This is a genomic window from Thalassoglobus sp. JC818, assembly GCF_040717535.1.
Taxonomy (GTDB): domain Bacteria; phylum Planctomycetota; class Planctomycetia; order Planctomycetales; family Planctomycetaceae; genus Thalassoglobus.
Genome location: NZ_JBFEFI010000001.1, coordinates 300,319 through 314,892, shown reverse-complemented (window position 1 = coordinate 314,892; position 14,574 = coordinate 300,319). Strand labels below are relative to the sequence as shown.

8 protein-coding genes are annotated in these 14,574 nt (G+C 50.9%); 5 read left to right on the top strand and 3 right to left on the bottom strand.

The window, feature by feature from the left end; genetic code table 11:
• The first annotated feature begins 628 nt into the window (after nucleotides 1-628).
• Entirely contained in the window at nucleotides 629-2,425 is a 1,797-nt protein-coding gene (locus tag AB1L42_RS01080) for a chloroperoxidase (protein ID WP_367050256.1), read from the top strand.
• A 1,490-nt stretch (nucleotides 2,426-3,915) separates the two neighbouring features.
• Nucleotides 3,916-4,053 (top strand): hypothetical protein, encoded by a 138-nt coding sequence (locus AB1L42_RS01075; protein WP_367050254.1) that lies wholly within the window; start codon nucleotides 3,916-3,918, stop codon nucleotides 4,051-4,053.
• A 1,335-nt stretch (nucleotides 4,054-5,388) separates the two neighbouring features.
• Here AB1L42_RS01075 and AB1L42_RS01070 read toward each other — a convergent pair.
• From AB1L42_RS01070 to AB1L42_RS01060, 3 genes are all read right to left on the bottom strand, one after another.
• A complete protein-coding gene (locus AB1L42_RS01070; protein ID WP_367050252.1) occupies nucleotides 5,389-7,119 on the bottom strand; it encodes a potassium/proton antiporter in 1,731 nt (576 codons plus the stop codon).
• A gap of 124 nt (nucleotides 7,120-7,243) precedes the next feature.
• Entirely contained in the window at nucleotides 7,244-7,789 is a 546-nt protein-coding gene (locus AB1L42_RS01065; protein WP_367050250.1) for a hypothetical protein, read from the bottom strand.
• Between the two features lie 834 nt (nucleotides 7,790-8,623).
• On the bottom strand, nucleotides 8,624-8,869 hold the full coding sequence (locus tag AB1L42_RS01060; protein WP_367050248.1) for a hypothetical protein: 246 nt from the start codon (nucleotides 8,867-8,869) through the stop codon (nucleotides 8,624-8,626).
• Between AB1L42_RS01060 and AB1L42_RS01055 the strand changes: the two genes are divergently transcribed.
• The 3 genes from AB1L42_RS01055 (at nucleotide 8,859) to AB1L42_RS01045 (ending at nucleotide 14,540) form a co-directional block, all read left to right on the top strand.
• Nucleotides 8,859-11,504, top strand: a complete 2,646-nt coding sequence (locus AB1L42_RS01055) for a DUF1592 domain-containing protein (protein ID WP_367050246.1) — start codon at nucleotides 8,859-8,861, stop codon at nucleotides 11,502-11,504. The two genes, AB1L42_RS01060 and AB1L42_RS01055, sit on opposite strands and share 11 nt — an antisense overlap.
• Nucleotides 11,505-11,588: 84 nt before the next feature.
• Nucleotides 11,589-12,995: a DUF1552 domain-containing protein gene (locus tag AB1L42_RS01050; RefSeq protein WP_367050244.1), complete on the top strand. Its 1,407-nt coding sequence runs from the start codon at nucleotides 11,589-11,591 to the stop codon at nucleotides 12,993-12,995.
• Between the two features lie 318 nt (nucleotides 12,996-13,313).
• Complete coding sequence (locus AB1L42_RS01045; RefSeq protein WP_367050242.1) at nucleotides 13,314-14,540, top strand: hypothetical protein; 1,227 nt, start codon at nucleotides 13,314-13,316, stop codon at nucleotides 14,538-14,540.
• Nucleotides 14,541-14,574 lie beyond the last annotated feature (34 nt).

The window sequence follows — 14,574 nt, the reverse complement described above, 5'->3', positions numbered from 1 at the left end:
CGGTTTGCGACAATGAATATTGAAGTCCCGTTTATTCAATTGCAAGCGATTGCAAGACTCCTCCGTTGGACCGCCGTCCCGAGTGAAATCAACTCGCTCCGTTTCTCCATCCGAATGATGCCGTGCGATCACTTCTGCTCAGCATCGACGATCTAGTGAGTCTTCTTCGCAGATGAAAAGAAACACTTGTAGCTGTGTGAATCGAATGTTCAACCACCGGGTGTCGGAACGACTCAACCGACCATGTCGATTCAGCGTTTCGTGAATGACAATGAATTTTCGTCATCTCAATGTGATGTTGTTGGTACTCCTGCAAACCTTAGTCAACTGAAAAACGAAATCAGTACAACCGATTTGATCCTCAGAAAAACTGAGTTGATTGGGCAAGATGCTTCTCGTTTAAGATTTAAGTTCATGTGACCTTTCACGTCACCTTGTCACATGAGTTGTTCTAGCCCTTCTCAATTCTGTCGTCACTGATCGCTTCCGAGGTCTTTGCAAATGGTTCGAGTCGGCTCTCTCGATGAGAGAACTGCCGATTCGGAAGATCTTATTGCAAACCTCTCCACCTTGTCCGATTCTGAGATGAAGGTGCGCGCTGAGATCGATGACAAACCAGGGAGACTCGATGATGTTGTTTCAAAAAGCGAATCGACGCCGACAAAAACTTCAGAACTCGGCAGCCACAGCCATTGTGCGACTGGAAGAACGCGTGCTGCTTTCAGCAACTGGTCAAGCGATTGACAACATTGATGCTCCGAACACAGTGTTGAACGTCGACGTAGATAGCACCGAACTTGATTCCAGTGACATCGATGACTTCGGTTCCATGGCTGTGAGTTCGGATGTCGTTCTGTCGTGGAATGACTTTTTTGGCGAACTACTCGTCGCTGACGTTACAAAACAGAATCCCGGTTACGCTTCGAGGTCGATGGCGATGTTCAATCTCGCCATTTACGATTCCGTTCAATTCGCCTCGGGAAACTCAGGCGGAACGTTTTTTAACTACAACTCGGATATTCTAAATACAACAGGTTCGATTTCTGCGGAAGTTGCATCGACTCAGGCAGCCTACACGGTGTTGAGTGAACTCTACCCTGATCAGCAAGCCAATATCGATTCCTTCTATGCAAGCGTCCTTGATGGACTTCCTTCAAGTTCCAAGACAGAAGACAGTTTTGAGCTAGGAACGCAAATCGGAAATGCAATCATCGCAGCCCGTGCAAACGACGGTTCAGATGCGGTTCTCGATTACACATTCTCCGATGGTGCGGGCTACTTTCAAGTCGACCCGCTGAACCCAGATGTCCCGGTCTGGGGACCTGCTTGGGGAGAAGTTGAAACTTTCGCTATCTCGTCGCCGGAAGGATTTGCACCTGAGAGCACACCTGCCCTGACGAGTGAGGAGTACGCAGCTTCTTACAATGAGGTGAAAGAACTTGGTTCGTTCGATAGCAATGTGCGAACGGAAGACCAGACCGAAGCTGGTCTCTTCTGGGCTTACGACAACGAAGGAATGGGGACACCAATCGCCCTCTACAACGATGTCCTCATCACGATTGCTGAACAGCAAGGCAATACATTCGAGGAGAACGCTGCCTTGTTCGCTCAAACTTCGGTCGCCATGGCAGATGCCGCGATCGTCGCCTGGCATACTAAGTTCGACGAAAACTTCTGGCGACCAGTTACTGCGATTCACGAAGGCGACAATGACGGAAATCCGCTGACCGAAGGAGACCCCAACTGGACAGCTTTAGGAGCCCCAGATGGACAAGGCGACATCATCGGTTTCACACCCCAGTTCCCGACCTATATTTCAGGTCATGCGACGTTTGGCGGCGCGCTCTTCGGATCGTTACAAGAGTTCTATGGAACAGATGATATTTCCTTCGATCTGACATCTGTGGAGTTGGAACTTCTGCTTGCTGACCCTGATCTTCAGGAGGCATACGGGTTGGATCTTGATGATGCTGTTCGATCGTTCGATTCGTTGAGTGAAGCGATGGCGGAAAACGGACGCAGTCGTGTGTACCTGGGAATTCATTTCGACTTCGACGATTTAGTTGGGCAGGAAGTCGGTCAGGCAGTCGCTTTCAGTGTCGCGAGTGATTTTGAAGTCAACGGACATGACGGCGATCACCATGACAAAGTCCGAGGCAACCATCATAGAAGCCATCACAACAATTCCGGAAAGAATGAAAACAAGAATGGCAAGCACCGTTCTCAGAAGAAGTCAGATCACAATCGCCGAGATCTTCAAGCCGATGTCGCGTCGAAGGAATCACGCGATTTCTGGAATCAAACGGTTCAAGGCTCTTCAGGTCACGACAACGGAGTGCATCGCCCGTCGAGGGAAACCAATTGGATGTTTGCATCCAATGATCAGAAAGACGTGAGGAATGGAAGCCAGCGAAGAGGTCGATAAAGGTTCATTCGAAGCAGCAGGCACACGACTGTGAACAAGAAGTTCCTTCGTGTGCTGTCAGACAGCAATAATCTTCTCTAGCCCCACAGCGCAATACTCAAGACTGATCAAAGATCGAGTCGGTTCGTCCGCAGAGTTTGCGTGAGCAGTTCACTTCTTCGTGTGTGGTCGAGTTCTCTGATGCGCGCCGCTCAAGACGCTCAACGGATTCCTTGAGTCAACCTTTTGAGTCAATTACGTATCGGTGAGACAGCATAGAAATTCGCACGACTTTATTTGGCGTGTTAGCCAACTCTATCTTGCCTTGCCACTTCACTGAAGGTTACTAGACGAATGCTGTCCACGAGCGTCAGGAATGCGCAAAACAATCGCTCCCTGCGGATTGATCAGCGACGAAATGCGGTTGATCGCATCGAAGCTGTAAAGTCGTCCGACCTCGATCCGGATCGATCATCACCGGCCGATTCATACTCGAAGCGGCTGACTCTCTTGGAAATTTCTGTTGTGAATCCTGTTTGACTGACATGACTCATGAGCATGCTCGGACCTGTCCCAGCTTACCTCGCTGACCAGAATGAAATGTCCCCGTACCGCTTCAACGATGAAGTCACTCCTAATTTTGCATTCCTTTAATGATGCCATTCCAGGCGTCTTGAATACAGCGAATCGTATTAGAGGCAACGAGAAGAGCCACTGTTATCGCGAAAACCGACACTACTGTTCTCGAAGTGCCGCGTGAACGACTTGGCCCTAAAAACAACTGCAAGAGCAGCCACAATGAGGACCACACAAACACGAAGGTAAGTATCCCTCCAACGACTATCTCGAACTGAAACGAAGAAACAACTGAATAGTAGTCCCATCCAAACTCTTCAAGGCTAGCTCTAACACGAGTCTCGCAAAAGGGTGACAATACCGCATCTAATCCCAATGCTAGACCAATCTTTGCGGATGGGCCGAAAGCCACCCATGACCATTGCAATATAGAAAGTGTCAAAACAATGATGGGTGACTTCGCAGTGGCTACGCGCATGATCTAAACTCCGAAATCGAATCTGGTGTTTATTGGTCGATATTCCTGTTCTCGCCTAACATGCTCTGTAGAAATCACTGGAACCAAGAGGTTTCGCAACTCGTAGTTGCCTCCTTCCGTTCGGGCTACGTCATCCCTCCAGCAGACGATTGTGATTGCGTTTTACCAAATCCGATCTCTGATACTGGGGTGCCATTAATCGGGGAGGGCACTGTCTGCTGGCCGATGCATTAGTGAGTCACCGATCTCTACTTCGATGAGCTTTCGGGGCGAACGTCTAATTGTTGCTATCAACGTCGTTGTTCATCATCTTTCTCACTCCCGTTTCATGATTTGCCAAGAGTGCGTCATCGATGGAGCACTTTATGGTGCGACTGGTGACAACGAAGGAGAATTTCTGACATGCACGGACTTCCAGACCGGGAAGCTCTTGTAGCGAGATCGCGACGCACCGAAGGTGGCACTCTTGCTGGCCGAAGATCGGTTCTATCTTCGTGCAGAAGGCGGCGAAGTCTTGCTCATTGCGCCTTTTCGCGATGAATTGAAAGATCGAGGACACTTCGAGCAAATCGACCGCAGCGATTCCCCAGTATAGACACATCCGATCGTCGCCAAACGAAAACTCTACATCCGCGATCGAGGCCTTCTGCTTTGCTATGACGTGGAGAAGAGGAGTTAACAAACAACTCTGCTCCCATCTCACTCTTGGTTTGGTTTGTATCACTTTTTTCGTAGATGGAATTCCAGATTGATTTGTGGGTGACGTTGAAGTCAGAGGACGGGCTGATCACATCGGGACTTCGTAGAAAGTGGTTGGTACTGTTAACTCTTCCATGGAAGGACTGGGAATTTTGAGTCTTAGGCTGGTGCAGAGGCCAATCAAGACTCCCAGAATTCGAAGACATGTATGGTGTCACACAATGGGCAGGCTAAGAAGGCCAACTGAATGTTTTCACTCGACCCTTCGCCATTGTGGAAAACACCTCCCATGAATTCTGCGCCGGAGTTACAGCAACAGACTGGCGTTAAAGAAAGCAGTCCTCGCGTGTTAATGCAGTCAGGATTCACGCATTTCGTGCATAGACGACGAATCGGTTGGAAAAAAGGATGAGGGATTTCATCAAGCAGTTCTCCAACTGAACTGGGGGCTTCACCCATGGTGGCAAACATGTAGTCCTTGTTTGCCATCTTAATGGACTTAATGTAATTGTTGACAGAAAGATCATTCAAACCGAAGACTGAGGCGAACGCATACGCGTCCTTTAGGTTGCTTGAATCATATGGGACTGGTGTGGAGACTAAGCTTACTCTTTCATAGGATGAAGGGTAATTGTGGTAGGGCCATTCGGGGGCGTCTTGTGGTGCGATGTCCCCCTCAACAAAGCAGTCGATGGACCGACTGTCGTTTTGACCACTCGGTTTATAGGCAAAGCTCGTCACGCGAAGGTCATAGCAGCAAAACAACTCCAGGACGTCATCGTTCCCAAAACGAAAAGGCACAGCAGGGTCAGATTGGTCGATGGAGAGTAACAAGTGAATTGGAACGTCAATATTTCGGTTCTGGACTGACGTGGTCGAAGTTCCTCCAAGCTGGTGGGAATAAGACGATTTTTTTCTCGTGAGTTTGGAGATTGATCGATCTCCGAAGAGGTAAACGCTTTCAAAGTCCATGCCAAGTGTTCCTCGTAAGCAACTGCCCTCATGCGTCACTGATAAACTGTTCAAACCCGTCAATGAGACGAAGATTTGTGAAGTGGAGCATAGAGAAGGTTGTGACTACGAGAAAGTTGAGACTATATCAGTTTACTGGCCATTCACGACGACCAGAAACTCGCGAGAGTTGTCCAATGGACGATGTTGGTTGAATAATGATGAGGGAGGCGAGTGCCAAGGTAAATCAGTTGAGAGTAGTACCCTGCTCTGCTCGTGTTTAGGAATTGACTTGCTGGTCTGTATGAATTGTCATTCCGACAGCTTCGATGCCGCCTGTGCGGTCGATGCTACGAATTCGGAAGGAGAGTGGACCAAGTTGAACCACATTTCCGGGCAGCACGTGATCGATTCCGAGTTCTTTCTTCAGAACTTCTTCGAGCGTGATATCGAGTGGTCCGTCGAGAGTGATTCCATAAAAGTCATTGAGGTTGCGGAGAGTTGTTGTTGGCCGAATCGGAAATTCGAAAGCTGCGGGAATCTCAACAATGGCGTCACGCGGGGCGAAGATGTGGTTCACGATGGCGCGTCGTTCAGGACGCAGCACAACAATTGCATGGTCGTTCGGAAGGAGTAGTGTCTTTCCTTGCGGGGGAATTAATTGTTCGTTCCGGACGAGCGTGGCGATAACAACTCCTTCCGGAAGTGCGAGATCCTTCACCATTCTTCCGGCAGCACGTGAGTCTTCACTCACCAAATAGTCGACGATATCCCCTTCAACATTTCGCAACGAACTGATTTCGAGAGTCACTGGCGGAACCGGGTCGGGCGTGGTCGTCAGGCCAAGCCACTGGGCTGCGAGTCTTAACGTGCTTCCTTGAACGACCGCCGAGAGAACAACGATAAAGAAGACGATATCGAACATCAGTGACGCTCTCGGAGTTCCCAGCATTAAAGGGAACGTCGCTAAGACGATCGGAACTGCTCCTTTCAGGCCAACCCACGAAATGAAGAGCTGTTCTTTCCATGGGAATCGGAACGGAGCCAGCGATAGCACGACCGCCACTGGACGAGCAATCAACATCAGAACGCATCCGATCAGTAGCCCTTTCAATCCGACTTCGAACAATCGGCTGGGGAAACTCAACAATCCCAGCATCACGAACATTACGATTTGCGAAAGCCACGCACTGGCATCGTGGAACAGGCGAATTCCACGCTGGAACACGAGGCGACTGTTCCCCAGAATCAACCCGGTGAGATAAACAGCCAGAAATCCGCTTCCGCCGCATTGAGCAGTGACGCCGAAAGTGAGCAAGCAAAGTGTGCTAACGAGAATCGGATAGAGACCAGCGGTATCAAGTTCAATCCGATTGACAATGATGGTCGCCAATCGTCCCATTCCCAAGCCGAACGCGGCGCCGATCAGCATTTGAGACGCGAATAACCCGAGTAGTTCGATCCCAAGTGGCATCTTGTGAGAGAGAACTTCGATGCATCCGACGGTAAGAAAAATCGCCATCGGGTCGTTCGAGCCACTCTCGAGTTCGAGGATGGAGACCAGGTGCTTGCGAAGACTGACTCCCCCTGAGCGGAGGATCGAAAAAACGGCTGCCGCGTCGGTGGAACTGACAATTCCACCGAGCAGCATGCCTTCCATCAAAGAGATCTCCAGAATCCAGGAAGTTGCGAGACCGGTGATCGCGGCGGTGACGAACACACCTACAGTCGCCAGAACCATCGACGACTTCCACGCCAGACGGACTGCCGAAAATCGAGTGCTGAGTCCGCCGTCGAAGAGAATCATGACCAGTGCGATGGTTCCGATTCCGTGCGCCAGTTCGTAATTCTCAAATTCAATCCCGCCGATGCCTTCAGAGCCAGCGAGCATTCCGAGCAGGAGGAAAAGCACCAGCCCGGGAATTCCCCAGCGTGAAGACAACTTGTTCGATGCAATCCCGAGAAGGAGCAGTACTCCACATACGAGGATTAATCGGTCTACCAGAAACATGGAGTAGCAATCAGACGGATGTAAACACGTTTATGCAAAACTAAAGTCTAACCACGATTGGTGTGAGTCGGCCCACCTGTTAAGTATTGGGAGCAACTCACACAATCGTTCGAGTTCTCTTTCACTAAATCAATGTACCAGGAGGAAAATCAAGCTGCACAGCGCGCTCAATTGCGATTCCTGTTTTCCATTGGAGCCATTCCCAAGTCGAGAGGTTTTTCTGCCAGCGCTCGATTGCCTGTCGAAGTGCTTGAACATGCTTGTCGTTCTTCTCTTCGATCTCTCCCAGAATTCTACTCGCGCCGGAGACGTTCCCGGAGAGAGCGAGTGCGGTGGCAAAGTTGGTTTTGACGGCCAGCGAAGTGTTTCGCTTCAGCAATAGACCCCCTGATTCGAGGGCGATCGTTCTGAGGGCTTTGACCGCCTCGGCTGGCTGATTCAGTCTCATCAGGCAGACAGCACGCGCATTGACGGCGAGAGGACCACCAGAACTGCGGCCGATGACGACCTTAAGTGCCTCTTCAGCTCGACCGGCGTCAAGCAGCTTTTGTGCTTTTTCGAGTTCGGGGGGCAATTGCGTCGTCGATTGTGCCGACGGGACGTGAGCTGGTTGATGGCTCTCAGGAGAGAGAGTTGCAGTCGCTGGAGCCATTTGTTCATTTTGAACCATTGAAGTTCTTTCGTGATCTTATTGAGAGCAGACGATGTTCGCCGTTGGGCTGCGGAGTTTTTACTCCCGCCACGGCGGTCTGAAGCATCGTCTGCATGTACGGTTAGAGATAAGTGCGCAGAGTGTTCACGCAGCGGTCTCATTTGGCTCAGAGCGTCGAAAGAGATCTTCGGCAGCCATTGACCGCAGCGGAAACTAACAACTTAAAAAGCAGTCGTTGTAGTCAGCGCGGTTATATCTGTAACCGGAGATTGCGGCCGCAAGTTGAGAAGTTGCAGCGAAAGGCTCCACGTTGGTCCAATGACCGTGGGCGGCAAAGCATCGAAAGCTCAATTTGCCCGGCAGGCGTTGAAGCCTTCACCCTCAGGTCTCGATACTTGGACGACTCTCGCTCTCGGATCAGCCCAGCGGGAAGGTCATCTCGTTCGGAGAGGTGAAGTGGATTCGGATGCTGGCTCTCTCTCGAATCGACGGAGTTCAGTTCCGACTCAAAGTTCGTTTGAGATGTATGTGGAAAGGCGGTCATCGACCACAATTGGCTTGATCCCATCGGGAGGCAAGCGATTGCAGTTGAGAGGATCAGAGCGAAATAACCACGAGACATTTCCACGACCATCCGAGAGCTCTTCAGATGGTTAAATGATAGATGCTTGTATTGTTTTAAACAAGATCGAGATTCTTCGGATCGTTGAAAGGGAGAGCAACATTCGACGTTGATTGAAGACGGACTTCTCAGTTTTGCATCAGCCAACTTTTCCTCTCCCCTGCTCTGATCGCAACTGCAGAGTCGAAAGAACTTGGGCTGGGTTTGTCCTGAATGAGAGTGAGATTTCGCTACGTTTGGCCGCTTCCACTCGTCAACGTACCCACGGCGAAATCAGAAACTTCTGATGGTTTCCCTAGGAGCGACTCCAGCGTCAAAGTATACTCAGAGACGCAGCCCTCCCCACGTCCTCCCGCCTCCGCAGCCATGACTGACCGCGCCTTAGATCGACCATCATATTTCAGGTCCTCAGCGACTGCTGGATCAAAGTTCGGTCTCCGATTGTGTTGTGCTGCTCTCGCGTTTGTGCTTGGCATTCTTGTTGTCTGTTCAAACTACGCTCTTGCAGACGATGGCAAAGATCAAGCATCCAAAGTCAAGAACACAGTTGAACGCGATGAGAACGAAGCTCAGATCCTGGTTGCGAGCGACTTGCACACTTACGAGACGAAGATAGAACCGCTTCTCAAGCGGGCTTGTTTTGAATGTCACAGTGCAGACTACTCCGAGGGAAACTTCCGGGCCGATCAGCTTGATCCCGATTTCCTCAGCGGAAACGACATCACCTGGTGGCTGGAGGTTTATTCCGTTCTCAGCAAGGGGGAGATGCCTCCTCCCGATTCAAACGAGTTATCGGATGCTGATCGAATTCTCATCGTCGACTGGCTGTCGAAGGAGATTCAAAAAGCTGAGAAGCTGCGAAAGTCGAGCGGGAATCGTTCGTCGTTCCGCCGACTGACCCGCTACGAATACAACTATGCGCTTCAAGACTTGCTTGGAGTTCCCTGGACCTTCGCCGATGATCTTCCGGAAGAAGCCAGTGAAGACGATGGCTTCGAAAACAACGCCGAGTCGCTGCTGATTTCGGTGAAGCAAGTCGAGACGTACTACGATCTCGCTCTCAAAGCTTTGCAGCGAGTTACAGTTCGTGGTGAGCGGCCTGCTGTCGTCCACTGGTCGATCTCGATGAAAGATGCTTTTCAACGTGAAAAGAAGTGGCATGACGAAACAATTGATTCGACGAGAAAGAAATTTGAGAACGATCCAGAAGAGCAGACGAAACAGATTGAGCGGCTGAAGAACCAGTTTCAGGCGCCGGAAAATCGCTCTCACTATTTGGACTCAGCGACGGGTTTAAGAGCCAGAGTCGAGTGGAACTATCGCAAGGCGATTTATGCTTTCGAGACGAGCGAAGGCGAGCAATCAACTCTCGATCCCGGTTCTCAATTCGCTGTCGTTCAACCGGGCAGTCGCGAGGCTCTCACCGTTGAACTGGGAGATCAGCTTCCTGATGTCGGAACACTCCGCGTGCGTGTTCGCGCATCACGGGCTGAAGGAGTGACTGAGCGCGTTCCAAGTCTGCAGTTATATTTCGGATTTCAGGCAACCGATCAGGGCCGATCGATCAAACGGATCAGTCAGCAAGACGTTCAGGTTCATGCACTGTTCGGGCAGCCAGAAGTTTATGAATTCAACTTTCCACTGAGCGAAATTGAACACCGCAACACCTATCGCGGAAACATGAAACTTGGTGAACAGCCGAGCCCGTCGGAATATATTCGCTTCGTCAACAGCACTGTTTCCGGATCTGGGGATAGTGCAGCAAGCTCAGCGATTCTGATCGACCACGTGGAAGTTGCTGCCCCCGTCTACGAAGAGTGGCCACCACCATCGCATCGCAAACTTTTCATTGAAAGCGAAGTCGAGCACGACGAGGCAGCTTATGCCCGAGAAATCATCGCAGCGTTCATGTCACGAGCTTGGCGACAGGTGACACCTGATGAAATTGATCGCAAAGTTGAACTGTTTGAGCACGTCCGTGCGGGCAGTTTGGATTTTCAAGATGCAATCATCGATGTGCTCGCAACGGTTCTGGCATCGCCTAAGTTCTTGTATGTGTCAAAGAGCGAAGTAGAATCTCGAGCGGATCAAGAACTCCGTCCAATTTCGCAGACTGAGTTGGCAACCCGCTTGTCGTTGTTTCTTTGGTGCAGCTTGCCAGATGAAACGTTGTTGGAGTTGGCTTCCGCTGGTCAACTTTCAGACAGTGACATTCTACGGCAGCAGGTCGACAGTATGCTCGGCGATCCCAAAGCTGCCCGGTTCTCAAAACACTTTGTGCAACAATGGTTGAAGCTGCGCCCTCTTGAATACTTAAGCCCGTCAAGTGGGGAAAACGGGATTGATGAAGCGTTGCTTGAATCGATGAAAGCAGAACCAATCGCTCTCTTCCATGACATGCTGCAGAACGATTCTAATATTCTCGATTTCATCGCTGCTGACTATCTCGTCGTGAACGAACGACTTGCTAACCACTATGGTATTTTAGGGGTTCCGGGAAACGAATTTCATCGAGTTCCGGTACCAGATCGTCTCAATCGCGGAGGACTCCTGACCCAGGCGGGCCTCTTGACCATGAATTCGGATGGGGAAGATTCACATCCTGTGAAGCGAGGCGTGTGGCTGTTGACGAACCTCCTCAACGATCCACCCCCTCCTCCCCCGCCGGCCGTGCCTGAAATTGACCTATCCGACCCGGAAATCGCGAAGATGACGCTCAAAGAGCGCATCGAAGATCATCGCAATCATGCTGCGTGCCTTTCGTGCCATCAGAAAATTGATCCCTGGGGAATCGCCTTCGAAAACTATGACGCTCTCGGGCGTTGGCGGATTCAGGTCGATGGCAAAAACATCGATGCTTCGAGCATGCTTCCGAACAATACTAGACTCAACGGAATCGTCGGACTGAAAGAACATCTGGTTCAGCACCGGGACGAACAGTTTGTTCGGGCGACTGTCGAAAAAATGGCCTCTTTTGCACTCGGGCGACAGCTCGATTTCGGTGACCGTGCGGAAGTGACCGACATTACCCGAAGCGTGAGAGATGCAGGTGGCGGAATTCGATCACTCGTCATCTGTTTGGTAACGAGCGATTTGTTTCAGTCGAAGTGACTGAGAAAAGTCTTCGTCTGCGACGATTTAGAACCTGATCAGGACATTTGAATCCTTCCAATGACACAAGTGGAGTGAGATCACATGGCTATCAATTTTCAACAGCTTGATCGTCGCCGATTCCTTCGAGGGGCTGGGACCGCACTCGCACTTCCGCTGTTGACTTCCGGTCTTCCGCTGACAGCAGCGACGTCAGAAGGTGAAGAAAATCCCAAACGGCTCGCCTGTATTTATTTTCCCGACGGCGTTCCGATGCCGCTGCGGGAAGATCCCGCTTTCGAAGACTGGTCGTGGTTCCCGCATGGTGGCGGAACAGACTTCAAACTCACGAAGTGTACCGACGTCTTCGAACCTTTGCTTTCAGACGTGACGATCCTCTCAGGGTTTTCACATCCGGAGGCTAGAAAAATACACGGACATCGCAACGCCGACCAATTTCTAACGGCAGCGAAAATTCGTCGGGACGTGACGTACAAGAACACGATCTCACTCGACCAGATTTATGCGGAACACGTCGGAGATCAAACTCGGTTTTCGTCACTCGTGATGTCCACCGACGGTGGCATCGGCACTCCTTGCGCAGCCCAAACCCTTTCCTTCAATCGAATGGGGCGACCCATCCCAGCCGAGCAAAGCCCGAAGCGAATCTTCGACATGCTCTTCGTGAAGAAGGATGCCGACGCAGCACGTCGATTGGCGATGAGCGAAAGCGCATTGGACGAGATGCTGGCAGATGCGAAAGATTTGCGGGGTACTCTGTCTGCTGAGGATCAAGGACGTCTCGACGAATACTTAAACTCAGTCCGCGAAGCAGAAATTCGCGTTCAGAAAGCCAAAGAATGGGTTCACAAGCCGCTTCCGGTCGTTGATCAATCTCTGTTCGAGCAGGATGTTTCGCCGGATTCGCCGCGGCTCTATCTGCAGTCGATGTTCGACATGATCTATCTCGCCTTCAAAACCGATTCGACTCGCGTCGCGACGTATCAGATCGGGCGAGAAAACGGTGCCGGAGTCAGCGACCGACTGGCTCGCGCGGTCGGTTTCAGCCTTGCTCATAAGCTTACACACGACACCAAGTTCCCAGGTGGTTGGGAAAATCTCGGGAAGTACTGTCGATTCCTGAACGAGGAGTTCGTTCGGTTTGCGACTCGGCTCAAAGAGACTCCAGAACCAGCCGGAACCGGGACGATGCTCGACAACTCATTGCTCTTCTTCGGGTCTGCGTCGAGTGCATTCCATCTCTCAAGGAATTACCCACTCGTGTTGGCCGGCGGCAAGAACATGGGCTTCAAACATGGTCGCTATCTGAACTACGCCGGAGCAAATCCAATGGGAGGAGCTTGGAACGGCGGAATCGAACCATACCAACGAGAGATCAATCACGACGATCAATCGTTGACTCGAGTCTTCGTCACGATGTTGCAGCAGTTGGGAATGGAGACCGAAAGCTTCGCTGGAGTGACCGGAAACTTTCCTGAGCTGCTGTCTTGATTTTTTCTGGTTTCAAACGTTTTGCGAAACGAGTGTGAAGGATGAGTCGATGGGGACGCGGTTGATCACTCTGTCCTTCAACATTCAAAAAGTATGGATTCATTCGACGATCGACGGTTTGACTTTCATAGGTGTCGGGTTGCTTTGCCGATTGTTTGCAAAGAAATTTTCCCGGCTTCATATTTCTCGGGAGGCCCACTGAATCTGTCGGTTGATCGTCATCAGCAGCTTGCAAATTGAGATCGATTGTCGACACTGCCCAAGCAGGGATCCGACGAGAGTTCGTCGACCGTCGATTGCGAGGAGAGGTCTGAGAGTATGAATCATTTATGCCACTGCCTTCTGGCTTCGCTGGTGATCTTGTGCAGTTCCCTGAATCACGTCGAAGCTTGCTCAGTCCCGGTCTTTCGGTACGCACTCGAGCAGTGGGCACCTGATGATTATCGACTCGTCGTGATGTACGAAAACGAAGTCTCCTCACAACTCTCTGGACAGATCGAGAAGTGGAAGGAAGTCTTCAAGCAACACCATGCCAACGTTCATGTTCAATTGTTGGAGATTCATGGAGATATCAATCCCCAAGACCAGTGGATTCTCCAACATGCTGGCGTCACTGAATATCCAGCATTTGCACTGATCAATCCCGGCGGCGGATCTTATCCACCGCAACTTGTCACGGCAGGTTTAGCGACTGAGTTCGAACCGGAATCATTGGTCGCATCCGACGTACGCGATCAAATCACCAGCCACCTCGTCGGAGGAGCCTCTGCCGTTTGGATTTTCCTGGAATGCGGTATCCCGGAGAAAGACGATGCCAGCTTCGAAATCCTGACGACCGAATTAGCGAAACATCAGAACGAGCTGAAACTCCCCGAAATCGACGCCGACGACCTCAAGGAATTGAATGTTCGCCCGGAAGAGCTTCGAATTGATTTTCAGGTTCTGCGGCTTTCACGCGATGATCCCAATGAGCAGGTTCTCGTCGACCTTCTCTTAGCCAGCGAACCGGATTTACGCGAAGTTTCTTACCTGACTGAACCGATGGCGTTTCCCATTTTCGGTCGCGGACGATTGCTATACACCCTCATCGGTGCAGGTATTCAACCGCTCACAATCGAAGAGGCATCCAAGTTTTTGGTCGGAGCCTGTCAATGTACCGTGAAGGCCGAGAATCCGGGTGTCGATTTGCTTCTCGGCCACAACTGGAATGATTCAATTCAACTGACTGAACCGGAACAAGTTGAAATCGAACTGACCGGCGTTTCGAGCTTCAAAGGCGACGAGCAGACTTCGACTGACTCGATGGCCGCGAACTCCGAATCGGATAATGAACTCGCTTCGGTAACCGTTTCTTCAGAGCCGCCACTGCAGGCTGAAGCAGAAGTATCGATCGACACAGAGGCTATGTCGCCAACCAAAACAACGAATGCAGTCGTCCCGAAAGAGAATCGTGTGACTGGAACAACAATTGGAGTCTGGGCTTTGTTGGGAATGATTGCCGGAGTGGTCTGCATTGCGTCATTCGGAGTCATGCTGCGGTCGTAACACCGATTTCGTCTCGGAGAGAATTCACCAAGAA

Coding starts and splice junctions, on each gene's coding strand:
- AB1L42_RS01080 (WP_367050256.1), top strand. CDS start 629: ATGATGTTGTTTCAAAAAGCGAATCGACGCCGACAAAAACTTCAGAAC.
- AB1L42_RS01070 (WP_367050252.1), bottom strand. CDS start 7,119: ATGTTTCTGGTAGACCGATTAATCCTCGTATGTGGAGTACTGCTCCTT.
- AB1L42_RS01065 (WP_367050250.1), bottom strand. CDS start 7,789: ATGGTTCAAAATGAACAAATGGCTCCAGCGACTGCAACTCTCTCTCCT.
- AB1L42_RS01060 (WP_367050248.1), bottom strand. CDS start 8,869: ATGCCAAGCACAAACGCGAGAGCAGCACAACACAATCGGAGACCGAAC.
- AB1L42_RS01050 (WP_367050244.1), top strand. CDS start 11,589: ATGGCTATCAATTTTCAACAGCTTGATCGTCGCCGATTCCTTCGAGGG.
- AB1L42_RS01045 (WP_367050242.1), top strand. CDS start 13,314: ATGAATCATTTATGCCACTGCCTTCTGGCTTCGCTGGTGATCTTGTGC.